The organism is Desulfuromonas carbonis (assembly GCF_054658035.1).
In genome coordinates this window covers 1,342,526-1,362,899 of the sequence record NZ_BAAHXR010000003.1, presented here as the reverse complement: position 1 = coordinate 1,362,899, position 20,374 = coordinate 1,342,526, and the positions used below count along the sequence as shown (strand labels likewise).

Annotated in this window: 14 protein-coding genes; 2 read left to right on the top strand and 12 right to left on the bottom strand. The window is 64.5% G+C overall.

The annotated features are described in order from the left end of the window. Positions 1-96: 96 nt before the first annotated feature. Positions 97-3,954 carry a beta strand repeat-containing protein gene (locus ACYQ8E_RS13215; RefSeq protein WP_459861592.1) on the top strand — a complete coding sequence of 1,286 codons (3,858 nt, stop codon included), beginning with the start codon at positions 97-99 and terminating at the stop codon, positions 3,952-3,954. Positions 3,955-4,035: 81 nt separating this feature from the next. Here ACYQ8E_RS13215 and uvrB read toward each other — a convergent pair whose 3' ends face one another. After that, positions 4,036-6,030, bottom strand: a complete 1,995-nt coding sequence (uvrB, locus tag ACYQ8E_RS13210) for an excinuclease ABC subunit UvrB (RefSeq protein ID WP_066723481.1) — start codon at positions 6,028-6,030, stop codon at positions 4,036-4,038. 207 nt (positions 6,031-6,237) lie between these two features. On the opposite strand from uvrB, the gene ACYQ8E_RS13205 reads away from it, so the two are divergent. Continuing rightward, on the top strand, positions 6,238-6,756 hold the full coding sequence (locus ACYQ8E_RS13205; RefSeq protein ID WP_066723477.1) for a cytochrome c3 family protein: 519 nt from the start codon (positions 6,238-6,240) through the stop codon (positions 6,754-6,756). Between the two features lie 75 nt (positions 6,757-6,831). Here ACYQ8E_RS13205 and cysS read toward each other — a convergent pair whose 3' ends face one another. The 11 genes from cysS to ACYQ8E_RS13150 form a co-directional block, all read right to left on the bottom strand. Next, positions 6,832-8,313, bottom strand: a complete 1,482-nt coding sequence (gene cysS, locus ACYQ8E_RS13200) for a cysteine--tRNA ligase (protein ID WP_066723474.1) — start codon at positions 8,311-8,313, stop codon at positions 6,832-6,834. 82 nt (positions 8,314-8,395) lie between these two features. Further along, complete coding sequence (gene cheB, locus ACYQ8E_RS13195) at positions 8,396-9,436, bottom strand: chemotaxis-specific protein-glutamate methyltransferase CheB (RefSeq protein WP_066723471.1); 1,041 nt, start codon at positions 9,434-9,436, stop codon at positions 8,396-8,398. 7 nt (positions 9,437-9,443) lie between these two features. After that, positions 9,444-11,555, bottom strand: coding sequence for a hybrid sensor histidine kinase/response regulator (locus ACYQ8E_RS13190; RefSeq protein WP_066723468.1), 2,112 nt, complete (start codon positions 11,553-11,555; stop codon positions 9,444-9,446). A 3-nt stretch (positions 11,556-11,558) separates the two neighbouring features. Further along, entirely contained in the window at positions 11,559-13,337 is a 1,779-nt protein-coding gene (locus ACYQ8E_RS13185) for a methyl-accepting chemotaxis protein (protein ID WP_231875375.1), read from the bottom strand. A gap of 61 nt (positions 13,338-13,398) precedes the next feature. Then, positions 13,399-13,947 carry a chemotaxis protein CheW gene (locus ACYQ8E_RS13180; RefSeq protein ID WP_066723465.1) on the bottom strand — a complete coding sequence of 183 codons (549 nt, stop codon included), beginning with the start codon at positions 13,945-13,947 and terminating at the stop codon, positions 13,399-13,401. A gap of 24 nt (positions 13,948-13,971) precedes the next feature. After that, entirely contained in the window at positions 13,972-15,825 is a 1,854-nt protein-coding gene (locus tag ACYQ8E_RS13175) for a CheR family methyltransferase (protein ID WP_066723463.1), read from the bottom strand. A 40-nt stretch (positions 15,826-15,865) separates the two neighbouring features. Next, positions 15,866-17,554 (bottom strand): glutamine--tRNA ligase/YqeY domain fusion protein, encoded by a 1,689-nt coding sequence (locus ACYQ8E_RS13170; protein ID WP_066723461.1) that lies wholly within the window; start codon positions 17,552-17,554, stop codon positions 15,866-15,868. Between the two features lie 69 nt (positions 17,555-17,623). After that, a complete protein-coding gene (gene ispF, locus ACYQ8E_RS13165) occupies positions 17,624-18,115 on the bottom strand; it encodes a 2-C-methyl-D-erythritol 2,4-cyclodiphosphate synthase (protein ID WP_066729627.1) in 492 nt (163 codons plus the stop codon). Further along, positions 18,115-18,813: a 2-C-methyl-D-erythritol 4-phosphate cytidylyltransferase gene (gene ispD, locus ACYQ8E_RS13160; protein WP_066723459.1), complete on the bottom strand. Its 699-nt coding sequence runs from the start codon at positions 18,811-18,813 to the stop codon at positions 18,115-18,117. Before ispD ends, ispF begins: the two co-directional genes overlap by 1 nt. Positions 18,814-18,947: 134 nt before the next feature. After that, positions 18,948-19,433, bottom strand: coding sequence for a CarD family transcriptional regulator (locus tag ACYQ8E_RS13155; RefSeq protein ID WP_066723452.1), 486 nt, complete (start codon positions 19,431-19,433; stop codon positions 18,948-18,950). Between the two features lie 128 nt (positions 19,434-19,561). Beyond that, complete coding sequence (locus tag ACYQ8E_RS13150) at positions 19,562-20,236, bottom strand: carboxypeptidase-like regulatory domain-containing protein (protein ID WP_066723450.1); 675 nt, start codon at positions 20,234-20,236, stop codon at positions 19,562-19,564. Positions 20,237-20,374: the final 138 nt, after the last annotated feature.

Genomic DNA, 20,374 nt, shown 5'->3' with positions numbered 1-20,374 from the left:
TCGGCAGATTCCCAAAGCGTGGCTTTTGTCGCCGGGGCTCCGGTGATTCCCACGATTTCCTTTTTCCCCTCAACCACCCAGCCCAATGGAACCAGCATGATCAACGTCGCAGTTGTCGATGCTAACGGCAACCCGGCCAGCGGCGAGGCCCTTGCCTTTGCCATTACCACCAACACCAGCGGCGGCAGCCTCGGTTCTCTGACCGCCACCACAGACATCAACGGCCAGGCCAGCATCAACTACACCGCCGGCAGCACCACCGGCGATGACATCGTCTCCGTTCGCACCATGTCCAATGCCCTGACTGCCTCCAGCACCCTGACCGTAAGTGCTTCAGCGGTCGTCATCAAATCGGTCTCCCTGAGTTCGGGGGTCAGTTCGATTACGGCGGACGGCACTTCCAACACTCTGATGCGGGCGTTGGTCCTCGATATCGACAACAAGCCGGTCCCCGGGGCATCCGTCTCCTTTACCACCACCCTGGGCACCCTCTCCGCCGCCAGCGCCACCACGGACGCAGCCGGTTACGCATCGGTATCCTTGACCAGCACCACCTCGACCGGGTCGGCAACCGTCCAGGCTTCTTTTGGCGGTTTTACCGCCAGCACAGCTGTCAGTTTCGTGCCGGGTCCGGTAGCGACCATCACCCTGCAAGCCACACCAACCAGCGTCGCCCTCGGCGAAACCTCCGGGTTAATCGCTACGGCGACCGATGCACAGGGCAACGCGGTAAGCAATGCAACCCTGATCTTCACCGTCTCCCCCAACACCACCAGCGGCAATCTCAGTGCACTGACGGCAACCACCAATCTCAGTGGTCTTGCCACCCTCAACTATACCGCCGGCAACGCCGCCGGGACGGACACCATCAGCGTCCGCTCCTCCAACATCAAGACCGCCACAGTGGACATCAATGTCTTCTACAAACTGGCAAGTATTACCATTGACCAGATTTCTCCGAGTTCCGTCTTGGCGGCAGGCGGCTCGGCAACCCTTCGCGCCACCGCCGTGGATGTCAATGGCAATGCCGCGGCGGGCATCACGCTTTCCACGGTGGTCAGTGCCGGTAGCGCGGTCGTCACCGCGACAAACGGCGGAATGACAGACGCTTTCGGTCAAGAGACATTCAGCATTACCGATCCGACGGCCGAGAACATCACTTTACGGGTCTATTCCGGCATTGTCAGCCGGGAGCAGACCTTTACTTTCGGCCCGACCCTCTCCATCACCCCCAGCGCCGTCAATGCAACCGGGGCAGCGACCCTGACTGCCTATCTGCGCGATGGCAACAGTGGTGGCATCCCCGGCGTTTCGCTCACCTTCATTCCGAACTACGGTGACAGTGACAATCTGCTCACCCCGTCTGTCGGCGTCACTGACCAGAACGGTGCCGTGACCCTAACCGCCACGGACACCGGCAACAACGGCAGCACCATCGGCATCCTGGCCCAGGTCTCCGGGGTCCCCAGCATCTCCGGCACAGCGAACGTCACCTTCAAGGCGCCGACCGCCACCTATGGCACCACGGCCTCCGCCACCCTGAGTGCCTTGAAGGTCAATGACACTTCGACGGTTGTGGCCACGGTTACCGACCTCGGGACCAAACTCCCCGCCGCGGGTCAAACCCTTGATATTTCCGTGAACGGCGCTGCAACCATTACCCCGGCCGGTCCCTACACCACCGACATAAACGGTGAGGTTTCGGTGACCGTCACTGACGCCACCGCCGAAAATGTCGTGGTAACCGTGACTGGTAGCGAGACCATCGAAATTCCGCTCTATTTTGGCAGCAGCCTGCAGTTCGCACCGGCAACTTCTGAGAGCATCGCCGATGGCAGCAGCAGCAAAACCCTGGTTGCCACGGTCGTCGATTACGGCAATTCCCGTGTCGCCGGCGTTCCCGTTAACTTTCAGGTGACGGTCGGGGATGCCCTGCTCAGCACCGGCTCAGCCATTACCAACAGCCTCGGGCAGGCCAGTGTGGAGGTAACCGACTCGACCATTGAGACGGCTACGATCAGGGCCGCGGCGGGGAGCCTCGCCACCAAGGACGTGACGGTTGACTTCCTGGCCGGGGATCCGGCAACTATCACCCTTACTTCTTTGCCAGTGAATACGACCGCGTTGTCGCTGTTCGGGCAGGCTACCCTGACCGCCACGGTCAAGGATCTGCTGGGCAACAACGTCGCCGACAACACCCCGGTGACCTTCAGCCTCTCGGGCACCGCCACGGCGGCGACCGTCACCACCTCGGCCACCACAACTAACGGCGAAGCCACAGCGTCCCTGAATGCTGGGAACGTCTCCGGGTCCCTCACTGTAACGGCCACCGCCGGCCTAGTCAGCAAAACCATCACCTTTACCGTGGCCCCGAGTGCAGCCGGCTCAGTACAGGTGGTCAGCGTCATTCCTGAATTCGTGCAGCAACTTGGCCAGCCGGGGACGCAAACTTCCGTCATCACCTTCGCGGTCAAGGACCCCGGTAGCAACCCAGTAGCGGATGGAACACCCGTGACGCTTTCCCTCGACCCGCTGCAGCTCGGTGGCGGGGAGCTTCTCTCCGACGGTTCGAGCCCCTATGCCACTTCGGTGACAACCAATACAGTGGCCGGCCAGGCATTTGCGACCTTCCGCGCCGGGACCGTCTCCGGAACGGTCGACATCACCGCTACTGTGGCGAGCTCTCTGGGGTCCGATATCAGCACCGTCGCCCAGGTGACGGTGGTCAGCGGAACGCCCGACTCCCTGCATCTTCCCGTCTCCGGAAGCCCCTTGAATGTCCCCTCCCTCCTGTATGATGGCTGCACCTCCGCATACAACATTACTGTGGGAGACCGCTACGGGAATCCGGTCCCGGATGGAACCAACGTCAGTTTCATGGTGGAACCGGGCTGTGCCACCATCGGCGACAGCGCTACCGGCTTCGTCACCTCGACCACCAAGGGAAAAATCGCAGAGACCGTCACCCACGGACTCGATTTCAACTTCCCGTCGCCGCCCCTCAGTGACGTATCTCACTGCCAGGTGGTCGCCTATGTGACAGGCAACGAGGGATTCCAGGACGTGAACGGCAACGGCGTCTACGACGCTGGCGACATCTGTACCGGCGATCAAGGTGAACCTTACATCGACGGCAACGAGAGTGGTTTTTACGAAGCAGGGGAGCTGTATGTCGACGTCGACGAGAACAATGCCTACACCCCGGCCAACGGCACCTGCGACACCAGCACGACCATCTGGCGGAAGTTTGATTATCTGATGAGCGGTGCCATGGGCATGTCCGTTGTCCCGGATCCCGCGCTTGGTTTCGCGCTTGAGATTGGTGAAAGCCAGAACTTCACTATTACTATCGAGGACGCCAATGGCGCCCCGCCCATCGCCGGAACGGAATTGAACATCACGACCTCAGCCGGCACCCTGGTCAATGGCGGGAAGTCCGTGATCGGGGACACCGCAACAGCTTCACCGTGGGTCCGGACCTTTACCCTGCTCAGCGATATCGACCCAACCGCTACCCCCACGCAAACGATCATCACCATTACTCTGACCTTCCCCGGTGGGGTCTGCGGCGACAACGGCCCCAACCTTACCGGGGAGATCGCGGGCGTCATCAACCTTCCTGCGGCAGTCCCGGCGCCGAGCGTCCTCTGGACCATCCCGCAGGATGGCGACACCAATATCCCGGTCAACGGCACGGTCATTGTCGCTTTCGACCAGAGCATGAACAAGAACACCGTCTCTGCCACAACCGTCACGGCCGATTGCGGCGGCACACTTTACAACTTCGCCACCGTGGCTAGTGCGAGCGGAGATACCGAGTTCACCTTCAGCCTCGGCTCTGGGATAACCTTCCCGGCAGCTAGCAACTGTACTGTCACCATCTCGGATGCCGTCCGCAACACCAATGGCGTCAACATGGCGGCCCCTTACAGCCTCACCTTCACCACTCAGTAAGCTCATTTGATCAATAGCGCAGCGAAAGAAGCCCCCGGAAATTCTGGGGGCTTCTTTCGCTGCGCGAGGTGCAGGCAGGAATTACAGCCCCAACTCCCGCTTCTCCAAAGCCAGCAGCCGGTCACGCAGCTGGGCCGCCGTTTCGAACTCGAGGGCGGCGGCGGCCGCCAGCATCTCCTGGCGCAGTCGCTCAATCTCTGACTGCAGCTCGTCCCGGCTGCGAAATTCCTCCAGTTCCTCGGCCACCTGCGGCAGCTCGCCGTAATCGCCGCGCTCGGCAATATCCTCAAGGATGGTGCGCAGGCTCTTCTTGACCGACTCCGGGGTGATGCCGTGCTCGGCGTTGTAGGCAAGCTGGACGGCGCGCCGGCGTTCGGTCTCGTCGAGGCAGGCCTGCATCGAGCGCGTCACCCGGTCGCCGTACATGATCACCCGGCCGTCGACGTTGCGTGCCGCCCGGCCGCAGGTCTGGATCAGGGAGCGCTCGCTGCGCAGGAATCCCTCCTTGTCGGCGTCGAGGATCGCCACCAGCGCCACCTCCGGCAGGTCGAGCCCCTCGCGCAGCAGGTTGATCCCGACCAGCACGTCGAAGCCCCCCTGGCGCAGATCGCGCAGAATCTCCATGCGCTCGATGGTGTCGATATCCGAGTGGAGATAGCGCACCCGGATCTGCAGCTCGTCGAGGTAGCCGGTAAGGTCCTCGGCCATCCGCTTGGTGAGGGTGGTGACGAGCACCCGGTAGCCCTCGGCGACGGTGGCGCGGATTTCGTGGATCAGGTCGTCGACCTGTTCCCGGGCCGGGCGTACCTCGATCGGCGGGTCGACCAGGCCGGTGGGGCGGATGATCTGCTCGACCACCACCCCGGAGGCCGCCTTCAGCTCGTAGTCGGCCGGAGTCGCCGAAACGTAGACGGTCTGCAGCCGCTTCGCCTCGAACTCGGCAAAGGTCAGCGGCCGGTTGTCGAGGGCCGAGGGGAGGCGGAAGCCGAAGTTGACCAAGGTCTCCTTGCGCGAGCGGTCGCCGCGGTACATGGCGCCGACCTGGGAGACGCTGACGTGGCTCTCGTCGATGATCAGCAGCGCATCCTCGGGGAAGTAGTCAAAAAGGGTCGCCGGCGGTTCGCCCGGTTGGCGGCCGTCGAGGAAGCGCGAGTAGTTCTCGATCCCCTGGCAGTACCCCATCTCCTCCATCATCTCGATATCGAAGAGGGTCCGCTGCTCGATGCGCTGCGCCTCGAGGAGCATGTTGTTGGCGCGGAACTCCTGGATGCGCAGCTGCAGCTCGTCCTGGATCGCCTTGACCGCCCGCTCCAACGTCGGCCGGGTCGCCACGTAATGGCTGGCGGGAAAGATCGTGGTGCGGCCGATGCGGTCGATTACCCGGCCGCGCAGCGGATCGATTTCGCTTACCGCCTCGATCTCGTCGCCGAAGAACTCGACCCGGATCGCCCGGTCCTCCTCGTAGGCCGGAAAGATCTCGACGGTGTCGCCGCGCACGCGGAAGGTGCCGCGGTGGAAGTCGATGTCGTTGCGCTGATACTGAATCTCGACCAGCCGCTTGAGCAGCTGGTTGCGATCCGTCTCCTCCCCCTCCTCGAGCTTGACCAGCATGCCGAAGTAGGCCTCCGGCGAACCGAGACCGTAGATGCAGGAGACCGAGGCGACGATCAGCACGTCGCGCCGCGACAGCAGCGAGCGGGTGGCGCTGTGGCGCAGCTTGTCGATCTCCTCGTTGATCGAGGAATCCTTTTCGATGAAGGTGTCGGTCGACGGGACGTAGGCTTCGGGCTGGTAGTAGTCGTAGTAGGAGACGAAGTACTCGATGGCGTTGTGCGGAAAGAGTTCCTTGAACTCGCCATAGAGCTGGGCGGCGAGGGTCTTGTTCGGCGCGAGGACCAGGGTCGGGCGCTGTACCGCGGCGACGACGTTGGCGATGGTGAAGGTCTTGCCCGAGCCGGTGACGCCGAGCAGCACCTGGTGCTGGTCGCCGCGGCTGATGCCGGCGACCAGTTCGGCGATCGCCTGCGGCTGGTCGCCACGGGGCTGGTAGGTGGTTGTCAGTTCAAAGCGGGCCATGCTCAGATCGTCTGCCGTCGGCGGCACCGAAAACCCACCCAAAGGGAGTGCTGGAAAGTTTACCACAGCCCACAATAGGTGACCGGTCCTTGACAACCCCGGGAACGGCGCTAAAGGTTAATTATCTCTTAAAATGAAATCAGAAATTTTTGGGGTTGAGTTCAAAGCTGTTTGGCGCGGGGTTCCCCCGAGGAAGGAGGCGCGTTCGTGAACGGAAAATTAGTGGCTGGCCTTATCATCGGCACCGCGTTGCTGTTCTGGCAGATCGCCACCGGGCCGGCAAGGGCCATCCCCCACCTGGAAGCCGCAGCCTGTCTAAAAAAATTCGCGGTGGCCGAGATGAGCGAGCCCTGCTGGGAAGTCTGCGTCAACTGCCATGCCCGGACTCGGCCGATCGTTCCTCTCGACATCTATACCCAAGGGGATGCGCGGGTCTGCATCAACTGCCATGACAACGAGGCCATGGCGGGCGGTGGCGGCAATCGGTTTTTGCTCTACAAGGTCGGCGGTGGGGGCGGCAACCATCCGGTCAACGTCCCCTATACCCCCGAGATTTCCAGCTCCCTGCGCCCCGACCCCCAGGGGCCGAGGCTCTTCTTCAACGCTGCCGGGGCGGAGCCGAAGGTCCAGTGCTCCACCTGCCACAACCCGATGGGGCGCTCCCCGCGACTGCTCTGGATCAGCAACTCCCGCTCGGCGCTCTGCATCGCCTGTCACGACAAATAACAGCTCTCAACTCATCAACCGGGGAAGTCGCCCGCCTCCCCCGGTTGCCGCGACCTTGCATACCCGCACCTGGAGCTACTTCACCTTCCAGCTCGTCCCCTCCTTGGAATCGAGGAGTTCGATCCCCTTCGCCGCCAGCTCGTCGCGGATCTGGTCGGCGCGGGCGAAATTGCGCGCCAGGCGCGCCTGCCGACGCTCCTCGATCAGGGCCTCGATCTCTGCGGCGACCAGACCGCTGCCGGCCAGCTCGGCGCTCTTGCGTCCCTCGAGCCAGGCATTCGGCTCGGAGTTGAGGATGCCGAGAACGGCGCCGAGGGCCTTGATGCGGTCGACCCCTTCCCGCAGCACCTTGAGGGAGAGTGGGCAGTTCGCGAAGTCCCCCTGGGCCACCAGCCGGTTGAGACCGCGGATTCCCTCGAAGAGGTGACCGATCGCCTGGGCGGTGTTGAAATCGTCATCCATCGCCTCGGTGAAGCGCTCGTCGAGGGCTTCGAAGAGGTCGAAGACCTCCCGTTCACTGTCGCTGATCGCCGGGCAGTTGGCCGAATCGGGGACCGGATGGAGGGCGAGAGTCTTCTCGGCACTCTGCAGGGCTTCGTAGAAGCGGGTCAGGCCGGCCCGGGCCTCCTCGAGGTTCTGGTCGGAGAAGTCGATGGGGGAACGGTAGTGGGCGGTGAGGATGAAGAAGCGCACCACCTCCGGATCGTACTGCTGCAGGATGTCGCGGATGGTGAAGAAGTTGCCGAGGGACTTGCTCATCTTCTCCTGATTGACGTTGACGAAGCCGTTGTGCAGCCAGTATTTGACGAAGGGCTGGCCGCTCGCCCCCTCGCTCTGGGCGATCTCGTTCTCATGGTGGGGAAAGATCAGGTCGCGCCCGCCGCCATGGATATCGAAGGTGGCGCCGAGCAGGGAAGAACTCATCGCCGAGCACTCGATGTGCCAGCCGGGCCGTCCTTCCCCCCAGGGGGAGGGCCAACTCGGCTCACCGGGCTTGGCGGCCTTCCAGAGCGCGAAGTCCATCGGGTTGCGCTTCTGCTCGCCGGGGGCGATGCGGGCGCCGGCCTGCATCTCGTCCATGGTGCGCTTGGAAAGCTTGAGGTAGGCGGGGAACTTGTCGACGCTGTAGTAGACGTCGCCGCCCGCTTGGTAGGCGATCCCCTTGGCGATCAGGGTCTGAACCAGGGCGATGATCTCGGCGATATAATCGGTCGCTTTCGGCTGGTGGGTTGGCAGGGCGAGGTTGAGCGCCGCCATGTCCTCGTCGAAGGCACGGATGAACTCCTCGGCGAGCTCCTTGCTCGAAATCCCCCGCTCGTTGGCGCGCTTGATGATCTTGTCATCGACATCGGTATAGTTGCGGACGTAGGTGACCGCATAGCCGGCGTGCTGCAGGTAGCGGAAGATGACGTCGAAGACGATATTGGCACGGGCGTGGCCGATATGGCAGTAGTCGTAGACGGTGACGCCGCAGACATACATCCCGACCTTCCCCGGCTCGAGCGGCTGAAACGGCTCCTTGCCGCCGGTAAGAGTATTGTAGACACGCAGGCTCATGAAAATTCTTCTCCTTGCAGGCAGCGCAACCCTTTCCGGCATCGGCGCCGGAAAGGGTTAGATACCATATTCAGCGGGGATTTTAAAGGTTTTTGCCGTTTTTGAGGAGACGGTTGAGGGCGGCGGGAATCTCGCCGAGAGGGAGGACCTGGTGGACGGCGCCGAGCTGGATGGCGACCCGGGGCATGCCGAAGACGGCACAGCTCCCTTCATCCTGGGCGATATTGTAGGCGCCGGCGTTCTTCAGTTCGGCCATCCCCTCGGCGCCGTCCTGCCCCATGCCGGTGAGCAGGACCGCGACCAGGCGTGTGGCCAAATCCTCCCGTGCCAGCGAGCGGAAGAGGACATCGACGGAGGGACGGCAGCAGTTGACCGACGGGGTGTCGCGCAACCGCACCTTGCCATCCTGAATCTCCATCTGGAACTCGTTGGGCGCCACCAGCGCGACGCCGGGCGTGAGGGGCTCACCATCACTGGCAAGACGCACGCTGATGGTGCTCTCCCGGTCGAGCCATTCGGCAAATCCAGCGGCAAAGCCGCGGGCGATATGCTGGACGATCAGCACCGGGGCCGGACAGTCGGCGGGCAGGGCCTTGACCAGGCTCATCACCGCCTTGGGTCCACCGGTCGAGGCGCCGATCGCCAGCAGACTCCGGCCCTCGCCGACAGGTGGTCGCACTGCCGGAGAGGCGGCGGCACGGGGGCGGCGGAAGTGGTGAATCACCCGGATCTTGGCGAGGGACTTGATCTTTTCGAGCAGCCGCGCGGCGATCTCGGCTCCCCCTCCGGTCGCCAGCCCCGCCGGCTTCTCCATCACATCGAGGGCGCCGAGGCGGATGGCGTTGAAGGCGCTGCGGCTGTCGGTGGGGTCGACGTTGCTGGAGAGGACCAGGATCGGCGTCGGACAGCGCGCCATGATCTCGGCCACTGCGGCCAGGCCGTCCATCACCGGCATCATGACATCGAGCAGGACGAGGTCGGGCTTCAGCTCGCAGGTCAAATCGACCGCCTCGCGCCCGTCGCAGGCCTCGCCGAGCACGGTAATCTCGGAATCGCGGGCGATCAGGTCCCGGAGGACCATGCGCGTCAGCCGGGAATCGTCGGCAATCAGGATGCGGATCATCGTCCCCTCACCCAATCAGGCTTTCGACGGTTTCGAGCAGGGTCCCCTGGTCGAAGGCTCCCTTGACGATATAGGCCTGGGCCCCGACCTCGATCCCCTTGCGGCGGTCGGCATCGCTCGCCAGGGAGGTGACAATAATTACCGGCAGCTCCCGGAGCGCCTCGATCTGCCTTACCTTGGCGGTCAGCTCGAAACCGGTCATCCCCGGCATCTCGACATCGCTGACCATCAGATCGAAGGGCTGCTCGGCGAGGCGCGCCAGAGCCTCCTCGCCGCAGACCGCCACCGTCACCTGGTAACCGTGGGTCTCGAGAATGTTCTTCTCCATGGTGCGGGTGGTAATCGAATCGTCGACCACCAGCACCCGCCCCTTGGTACGGGCGGCACGCTGGGCAGCGAAGTCCTGCCGCAGCTGGCTGCTGGTGCCGGCGAGGCCGGCGCTGAAAAGGTCGGGGACGGAAAGGATCAGGGCCGGCAGGCCGTTGCCGAGAATGGTCGCCCCGGTGCAGAAGCGGACGCTCTTGAGCTGGGCGCCCATCCCCTTCACCACCAGCTCCTGAACGTTGACGGTGCGCGTCACCAGGCAGGCAAGCTGCTGTTCGCGAAAGTTGAGAACCAGGGCCGTCGCCCGCCCCGGGATGTCGATCTGGCTGCGGCGCGCGGCCCCGAGCAGGTCGGGGAGAGGCAGCAGCGGCAGGGTGGCGCCGCGCACCCGGATCACCTCCTGCCCCCCCTCGGTGAGGATATCCCGCTCCGCAAGGCGCACAATCTCGCTGACGTAGTGCAGCGGCACTGCGTAGATCTCCCCTTCGCACTCGACCACCAGGCCGGTCACCACCGCCATCGTCAGGGGGAGCTTGAGGAACATCTCGGTCCCCTTGCCGGGGTGGGAGTGGATCACCAGGTTCCCCTTGACCCGATCGATCTGCGACTTGACCACATCCATGCCGACACCGCGACCGGAAAGGTCGGTGACGATCTCCCGCGTCGAGAATCCGGGGCGGAGGATCAGATAGACCGCCTCCTCGTCGCTCAGTCCGGCCGCCTCCTCCGGGCTCAGCAGACCGCGGTTGATGGCCACCTGGCGTACCCGCTGCGGATCGATGCCGCAGCCGTCGTCGCTCAGCCGCAGGTGAACGAATCCCCCCTCGGTACTGGCAGCGAGCTGAATGCGCCCGGCTTCAGGCTTGCCTGCTGCAACCCGCTCGGACATCTCTTCGATGCCATGATCGACCGCGTTGCGCAGCATGTGCAGCAGCATCGGCCGGGACGCTTCGAGCATCATCCGGTCGAGTTCCACCTCCTCGCCGCTGACCACCAGCTGCGCCTCTTTCCCCTGCTCCCGGGCGAGGGTGCGCACCATGCGCGACAAATCCTCGGTGATCGTCCCGAGGGGGAGCATGCGCAGCTCCATCGCTTCGCCGTGCAGCTCCTCGGCAAGGCAGGAGAGGCCCAGGGTATCGGCCTCAAGGGCCATGGAGACCTGGCCGAGGTCATCGAGGATGCTGCGCAGCAGGGTGTAATTTTCGGCCTTGCGCAGACGGCGCAGAAAGGTCTCGAGGCGCAGCAGCCCGCCGGCTAGCTGGCGGTTGTGTTCTTCGAGCACACGGCGCGAGATGAGCAGCTCGCCGAGGAGATTGACCATCTGGTCGAGGCGGGCGACGCTGGCGCGGACGGTATCCTTTTCGACCGTCTCGCGGCGGGGGCTGGGCGTCGGCTCCTCCCGGGGCGCCGGCACCTCGGGCAGCACCCCGGTCGCCAGTCCTTCGAGCACCAGGTCGACATTGACCTCGATCTCCCCGCCGGCGTGGGCCTGGGCGACCAGCGCTTCAAGGGCGTCGGCCGCCACCAGCAGCAGGTCGATCAGTCCCGAGGTGACCTCCCGCTCCCCCTGCTCGACCTCCTTGAGCAGTTCTTCGAGGGCGTGGGCCACCTTGCCGAGGGTCTGCAAATCGAGCATCCGCGCCGACCCCTTCAGGGTATGGGCGCTGCGCAGCAGCTCGTGGACCCGCTCGGGCGTAAAGCCGTCCTGCTCCAGGGCGAGGCTCCCCTGGCGCAGCGCCTGGAGGTGCTCCTCGGCCTCACGGGCGAAGATGTCGAGGTACTTCTTGATCGTCACGGATCAGGCTTCTTCCTCGACCAGGCTCTTGAGCCGTTCGGCCAGGGCGGTCAGTTCGGTGATCGACTGGGTCGTCTCCTGGGCGCTCGCCGCGACCTGGGCGGCGACGTCGCGCACTTCGGCGATGGTTTCCGCCATCTGCTCGCTGGCCGTGGTCTGCTGCTGGGTCGAGAGCTTGATCTCGCGGGCGGCGCTGGTCGTCTCCTGGACCATGGCGATGATGTTGGCGAGTTCCTCGGAGATGCGGGCAACCAGGTGGCTGGCGCTATCAACCCCCTTGGTCCCCTCCTCGGTGAGCATGATCGTCGAGTTGGTCGCCTTCTGGATTTCTTCGATCAGGGTCTTGATCTGACCGGTGGCATCGACGGTACGCTCGGCGAGGCGCTTGACTTCATTGGCGACGATGGAGAAGCGCTTCCCCGCCTCGCCGGCCCCGGCCGCTTCGATCGCCGCGTTGAGGGCGAGGAGGTTGGTCTGGTCGGAGATTTCATCGATGATGTCGACGATGCCGCCGATCTTCTGCGAGTTCTCGCCGAGATCGAGCATCGCCTCGGCAATCGACTGCACCTGCTGCTTGAGGCCGCTCATGCCGCCGACGGCGCTGTCGACCGCCTGCACCCCGTGGCTGCTCGCCTGGCTCGCCTGCTCGGCGAGGCTCTCCACCCGCAGCGAATTCTCCGCCACCTGTTTGGCGGTCACCGCGATCTCTTCCGAGGTGGTGGTCGCCTGCTGCACGGCGCTCGCCTGCTGGGTGGCCCCCGAGGCCTGCTGCGCCGAAATCGCCATGATCTCGTTGGCGCTGGAGGAGAGTTGCTGGATCGCCTCCTTGACGGAGACGATCATCCTCGCGCTCTTGTCGATCTCGCTCTTCAGGTTCTTGACGATCACCTGGGTCATCTTGTTGAAGGCGGCGGCGAGCTTGCCGATTTCATCGCTCGAATCGAGACTGATCGTTTCGTCGAGCTTGCCGTCGGCGATGCGGTCCGCCACCTCGGTCAGAACCTTGAGCGGCCGGGTCATGCGCGAGACCACGATATAGATGGTCAGGGAGGCTACCAGCAGCACCAGCAGCATGGAGAGGGCGACGGTGTTGCGCAGCTCGGTGATCGCCTCCTCGGTCTGCTGGATCGAAAATCCGATGCGGAAGCCACCCCAGTGCTCGCCACCGACGAAGACCGGCGCGGTGATATCCCACATCGTTTCACCGGTATCGCGGCGGTAGACCTGGCGCAGGATCTGCTGGCCGTCCCTGCCGTCATAGCGCCCCGCCGCCAGACCGACCGGGTCGTTGAAGAGGCGCTTGGTGCGGTTGCCGACCTTGTCCTTTTCGGCATCACCGGTCAGGGGGTTGGAATATCTGGTGTTGTGGGTCGGCAGGTAGCCGTTCTTGTCGACCAGCACGGCGAAGACCACCATGCTGTCTTCCTGGACCAGGGTATCCTCCAACTCCAGAATGTTCTGGTCGAGATATTCATCATAGGCGGTGTGATATTTGGGAATCGACGCGCCGGCCAGAGGACCGCTGGTGATCGGCTGATAATCGCTGTCGAATACCTGCGCGCGGGTCAACTGGCCGCTGCTGATCGCTTCCTCCAGCACCTGCTCCATCGCCTGGGCGCCGAACAGGGCGAGGGTCCGCGCCTTGGTCAACATCAGATCCTTGAGCACTTCGCCCCGGCGCTGCACCAGGGTGGCGGTAAAGATCGCCATGATTACGGCAAGAACCGCAATCAGCGAGATAACGATCTTGAGGGAAATTCTTTCCGTGATCCATTTGAACATGTGACCCCCTTGTGCCGGCCGCAAGCCTGGCGGGAATGGATGGGGCGGGCGCCAGGCGCCGTCAGTCCCCTTTCTGTTCGATGACGAATTGCGAATGGCTGAAGAGACGCGGCAGGTCGAGCAATACCAGCATCCCGTCCGCCCGGGGAACCTGCCCGAGGACGGTTTCCCGCGGAATTCTGGCGAGACCCTCGGTCAGCGGCTCGATGGCGGCAAGAGGAAAGGTCTCGATTCCCAGCACTTCGTCGCTCAGCAGGGCGGTGGTCAGGCCGCCGGCTTCGACCACCACCAGCCGGGTGCCAGCGGTGACCACCGTCTCGCCGAGGCCGAGAACCTGGGCGAGGTCGGTGACGGCGACGATCTGGCCACGCAGGTTTATCACCCCGCGGATGTGGGACGGCACCTGGGGGACGCGGACCAGCTTCGGAGCGCGCAGGACTTCCCGGGTCAGGCTGGTGGCAAACCCGAAGCGCTCGCCGCCCAGGCGCAACACCAGGTAATCGGCAGTCTCGCCGATCGCCGCCTCCTCGACCGCATCGAGCCCGCGCCAGTATTCCTCGCGCATCTCCTGGAGCACCCGCTGAATCTCGTAGGATGTCGACTGTTTCATCTGCCTGTCCTGTCTTTCTGGAATCTAGGCTCCTGCATACTGTTCGAGCTCCCGGCGACACTCCCGGGCCAGTTTCTGCGGGGTCCAGCTGCCGGCATAAACCAGCTTGCGCCCGGCCGGGAGCCGTTCCAGCAGGCGCAGGGTGTTGCGCACCTCACGGGCCGCCTCCTGCAACCGGCCGAGGCGCCGGAAGACGCGGCTCAGGGCGTAGTGGGGCATGATCAGGTTCATGTCGAGCAGGAGCGCCCGCCGGTATTCGAGCAGCGCCTCCTCCGGGTTATCTTCCATCTCCCGGATCAGCCCCATGAGGAAGTAACTCTCCGGGTAGAGGTCATCGACCTGCTGGGCGCGCTGGCAATATTCGAGGGCTTCCTGGTAGTCGCCGCGGTTGGCGAGCAGGAAGCCATAACCGACCAGGCCACCGACATGTTCCGGTTTGTGGCGCAGGAGTATAGCATAATTTTGAGACGCTGTTTTAAAATTTTCCTCATCAAAGGCGGCGACCGCCCGGGCATAGATTTCCGCCAGATCCGGGGGGTCCTGATCACCGCCGCCAGCAGCCTGGGACGGCGGTTCGGGTAACGGCGGCGGCAACACCGGCCGGCGGACAATGGGGTCGATCTTCGGCGCGGCAAGGTTCCCGGAAGGAGGGGGGGGCGGCGCTCCCGGCTCCGGCAGGCGGTAGACGAAGCCACCCCCATACTGAACCCGGGCGAAGTCATGGCGCAGGTTGAGCAGGGTCTCGGCATGGCCGAGCAGGAGGTAGCCCCCGGGCCGCAGCACCCCGGCCATCCTGTTGATGATCTCCTGGGTCGTCTCCGGCTGGAAATAGATCATGACGTTGCGGCAGAAGATCAGGTCGAGGGGCTGGGCGGCAGCCCGCCCCGGGTAGAGGCCGGTCCGCAGGTTGAGATATCCGAAGTGAACCATCGCGCGGATCTCGGGAACGATGCGGAAATGACTCCCCTCTGCCCGGAAATAGGCATCGCGATAGGCGGCCTCGGTAGCCCGCAGGGCGCGGCCGCCATAGAGCCCGGCCCGGGCCGCGGCGAGGGAACGCTTGTTGATGTCGGTGCCGAGGATCTCCAGGCGCCAGTCGCGCAACTGGGGAAACTGGGCATGGAGCAGCATCGCCAGCGAGTAGGGCTCTTCGCCGGTGGAACAGCCGGCCGACCAGATGCGCAGCGATCGGTTGTGCCGGTTGCGGCTGATCACCTCGGGGATGATTACCTCGCGCAGCAGCTCGAAGTGGGCGAGGTAGCGAAAGAAATAGGTCTCGCCGATGGTCAGCAGGCCGAGGAGTTTTTTCAGCTCCTGGCGACTCTCCTGGTTCGCCTCGAGGTAGCCGAGGTAATCACGGTAGCCGGTCGAGCGCAGGGCCCGCATCCGCCGTTGCAGGCCACGTTCCAGCAGCAGGGCGTTGCGGCGGTCGAAATGGAGACCACTGTGGGTGACGAGGAAGTCACGAAAGAGGGCGAGGTCGACCTCGGTCAGGCCCGGGTAGGGGCCGGGGGGGCTGCGCCGCGCCGCGAGCTGGGCCAGATCTTCGAGGAGACGCTCCTCATCGAGGGGCTTGGGGAGGACGTCGAAGACATCGAGGAGTTCGAACTCGAGGCGGGGATCATTGGCGGTGACGATGATCGGCAGATGCAGGGTGGACCGCTGCAGACTCAAACGCCGCAGCAGGTCGACCTCTTCCCCCTCGGCGCCCGGCACATCGATCAGCAGCAGATCGGGGGTCTGGCGCCGCAGCTCGGACAGGGTCAAAGCCCCCCGCAGGCAGCGGACCCGATGCCCGGACGCCTCCAGCAGCCCACTCAGGGCCTGGCAGAGCTCCGCGTCGCGATCGACGATCAGGACCTGCAGGGGGGAGGTCATGAGGACACCTGTCGCAGCCGTCGGCGGCAACCGCCGCGGGTCATGACGGCGCGCCTGTCGACTCCTGGCGGGCCCAGGAGTCGCGCAGCGTCGCGGTCCGGTTGAAAACCGGGACCCCGTCTTGGCCGCGCTCCGCATCGACGGTGAAGTAGCCGAGACGCTCGAACTGGAAGGTCGTACCCGCCGCCAGCTCTGCCATTCCCCCCTCCAGCCAGCAGTCGGTGAGGGTTTCACAGGAGTCGGGGTTGAGGTCCTCCAGAAAATCCCGTCCGCCGGCGCCGGGGGTCGCGCTGGTGAAGAGCCGGTCGTAGAGCCGGATCTCGCCGCGCCGGGCATGGGGAGCGGAGACCCAGTGAATCGTCCCCTTCACCTTGCGCCCGTCCGGGGAGGCGCCCCCGCGGCTGGAGGGGTCGTAACTGCAGCGCAGTTCGACGATCTCACCGGCGGCATCCTTGATCACCTCTTCGCAGCGGATGAAATAGGCGCCGCGCAGGCGCACCTCACTGCCGGGCGCGAGGCGGAAAAACTTCTTTACCGGTACTTCCATGAAGTCGTCGCGCTCGATGAAGAGTTCCCGGGAGAAGGGGACCATGCGACTGCCGAAGGCCGGGTCTCCGGGGTGGTTGGGGAGTTCGAACTCCTCGCTCTTCCCCTCCGGGTAGTTGCTGATCACCACCCGCAGCGGCCTGAGTACCGCGAGCACCCGCGGCGCGCTGAGGTTGAGCTCCTCGCGAACGCAGTCCTCCAGCACCGAGATGTCGATCCAGCTGTCACTCTTGCCGACCCCGATCCGCTCGCAGAAGCTGCGAATCGCCGCGGCTGGATAGCCGCGCCGCCGCATCCCGGCCAGGGTCGGCAGGCGGGGATCGTCCCAGCCGCCGACATGCCGATCCTGCACCAGTTGCAACAGCTTGCGCTTGCTCATGACGGTATAGCTCAGATTGAGGCGGGCGAACTCGATCTGCCGCGGCCGGCAGGGGACGGAAGTGTGGGTGACAAACCAGTCGTAGAGGGGGCGGTGGTCTTCGAATTCCAGGGTGCAGACCGAATGGGTCACCCCCTCGAGGGCATCGGAGAGGGGGTGGGCAAAATCATACATCGGGTAGATGCACCAGCGGTTGCCGGTCCGGTAGTGGGGGACGCGCTGGATCCGGTAAAGGATCGGATCGCGCAGGTTGATGTTGGGGGCGGCCATGTCGATTCGTGCCCGCAGGATATGGGCGCCGTCGGCAAATTCTCCGGCGCGCATGCGCCGAAAGAGGTCGAGATTCTCGGCCACGCTGCGGTTGCGGAAGGGGCTCTCCTGCCCCGGCTCGGTGAGGGTGCCGCGATAGAGCCGCACCGACTCGGCGTCGAGGCTGTCGACGTAGGCGAGCCCTTTTTCGATCAACTCCTCGGCGAAGGCATAGAGCCGTTCGTAATAGGCGGAGGCATAGTATAGATGCTCGCCCCAGTCGAAGCCGAGCCAGCGCACCGCCGATTTGATCGCCTCGGCGTACTCCTCGCTCTCCTTCTCCGGGTTGGTGTCGTCCATGCGCAGGTGGCAGCGCCCGCCAAAGGCGGCGGCCAGCCCGAAATTGAGGCAGATCGACTTGGCGTGGCCGATATGGAGGTAGCCGTTCGGTTCGGGCGGAAAGCGCGTCACCACTCCGGCGTCGACTCGTCCCTGCTGGAGATCATCGCTGATGAGGTTGCGGATAAAATTGGTGGGAGTCACTTCGCTGGTCATGGACACCTTTCCTGGGCTGTTATCCCCGCTGTGCCGGGAGCCGTGGGTTTGCATTGCGGTTTTGGCCGGCTAGAACTCTTCACCGACCGGGCGCGGTTCCAGCAGGACCACGGCATGGCTGGAAATCCCCTCGCCGCGCCCCTCGAAACCGAGCTCCTCGGTCGTCGTCGCCTTGACGTTGACCCGTTCCGGATCACACTCGCAAGCCGTGGCGATCCGCTCGACCATGGCGGGGATATAGGGGGCGAGTTTCGGGCGCTGGGCGACCACCGTTACATCGAGGTTGCCGATAACATACCCCTTGCGTCGGGTGAGAACCATCACCTCGCGGAGGAGCTTGAGGCTCGAAATTCCCTTGAAGGCGGCATCCGAGTCAGGGAAATGCCGGCCGATATCCCCTTCCCCCAGGGCGCCGAGGATGGCGTCGCAGAGGGCGTGCAACAGGACATCGGCGTCCGAGTGACCCAGCAGACCGAGGGAATAGGGGATTTCCACACCACCGAGGACCAGTTTGCGCTCCGAAACCAGTCGGTGGACGTCATAGCCATGGCCGATGCGCATCATCCTGCCTCCTCCTCCGCTGCCAGGAAGGCCCGGGCCAGCACCAGGTCTTCCGGGGTCGTAATCTTGAGGTTGCGTTCACTGCCGGGGAGCATCGCCACCGGCAGCCCGAGCCGCTCCACCAGGGAGGCGTCGTCGGTGCCGCGGAAGCCGTCCTGCGCCGCCTCGGCGTAGGCGCGCCGCAACACCGCCGCCGGAAACGCCTGGGGGGTCTGGGCGAGCCAGAGGCTCCCCCGCTCCGGGGTCGAGACAATCCGCCCGCCAGCCACCACCTTGACCGTATCCTTGACCGGCAGGCCGACGACGCAACCGCCGACCCGCTTTGCTGTCGCCACGACCGCGGGGATCAGCCCGGCCGGAAAGAGGGGCCGCACCCCGTCGTGGACCAGGACGATGTCGTCATCCGCCGGCGCGGCGGCCGCCAGCCCGTTGGCGACCGAGTCCTGGCGTTCGGCACCGCCGGCAACAATGGCCTCAACTTTGCCAAAGGCGTAGCGTTCCACCACTTCGGCGCGGCAGAAATCGATTTCCGCGGCCGGCGAGATAACCAGAATCCGGTCGATCAGGGGATGGTGATCAAAGACTGCCAGGGTATGAGCGAGGATCGGCCGGTCGGCCAGGGTCAGGTACTGCTTGTTGACGGCGGCTCCCATGCGCCGGCCCATGCCGGCGGCAGGAACCAAGACAATGACACTCATGCTCCTCCGGCGGGCACCCCCGCAGGGCAGGGGCCACCTTGGCGGCGGCCGGCAAGCAGATCTCCGCAGCTGGGCTGCAGAGAAAAAAGAGGACCGGTGCTTGCGCGCCCGGTCCCGGTCTGGACGGTGGGATACTAGTTGACGAAAATGCTCTCGACCCGCTCGGCAACCTGCTGCTCTTCGCTTCCTTCGGCAAAGGCCAGTTCCTTGACCAGCAGCCGCCGCGCCAGGTCGAGCACCTTCTTCTCGCCGTAGGAAAGATCCTTCCCTTCCTTGATCAGGTAGAGTTCGCGCAGCACCTGGGCGACTTCGAGCAGGTCACCCGACTTGATCTTCTCGTTGTATTCCCGTTGCCGGCGGCTCCAGGAAGCAACGGCCCCCCCGTTCTCCTGCTTCTCCCCGAGGGTGGTGTAGATCGTCGAGACCTGGTCTCTCTCAATGACCGTTCGCAGCCCAACTTGGGCCGCATTGGTCACCGGGACCATGATCGTCATGTCGCTGTCGACAATCTTCAGAACATAGAATTTGTTGTGCTGCCCTGAAAACTCCCGGGCTTCGATTGCCTCAATGACACCGAGGCCCTGGGTCGGGTATACCGCCCTGTCGCCAATCTTGAACATAAGGCAAACTCCTTCCGCAACCCGGGAAGAATACCACAACAGAGCCCTCCCGTCAAGGACAACCCCCCGTGAAACGGGGATTTGCGGCGCGTTGCCGGGAGGGCTGCCCCCCACTCCCGGGTCTGCCGTTAACGCCGGTAAGGGGTCACCGTGAGGGTGCCGACATCGAGCATCTGCCCGCTACCGACCTCCCGGCAGGCGTCCTCGCCGCGACCGAGCAGGCCATAGAGTTCACCGGCCACCGGCTGACCGCGGCTCCCGGAGCGAACCACCAGACAATAACGTCCGGCCGCCGGAACGTGGAGAATAAAGTGGCCATCGATCTGCGTCGCCGGGGAAGTGACGTCGGGCATACGATGGAAGTCACTGTCACGGTACGCCATGGCGATGACGCCGGCGACCGGCTGGCCGCTGGCGTCCACGACGGAACCGGTAAAACCGGTATCGCTACTGGCGAGACGGGCGTTACGACCGAGCTGGGGCCGGTTACCGCCCATGAGAACGAAATCGGCACGTCCCACCCGGGACGGCGCCACTGCTATCGGGTTGTCGGGAAAGAGCGCCCAGGCATCCCCCGGCTGCGGCGGCCCCGATTCTCCGCCCCCCTGCCGCAGCCGTGCCACCAACCAGTAGTCTCCCTCGACCAGATCGAGAAAATAGGCGCCGGCGGCATCGGTCTCCGCGGCAAAATCGGCAGGCCCGCGCAGGTTACCGCGGGGATTGCGATAGGCATAAACCCAGGCCCCTGCAGCCGGTCGACCATTCTGACTGCGCACCGTCCCGGCGATGCCCGACGCCCCCAAACCGCCACCCGGAGGCGCCAGAACCGGAGTCGCGGGGCCGGGGCTGCAGGATAGCAACAGCAGCAGGGCTACGGCCGCAAAAACTGGCCGGAGGAGGGTTCGATATCGCCAGGGTGCCATACTTAGGGAGAATCCGTC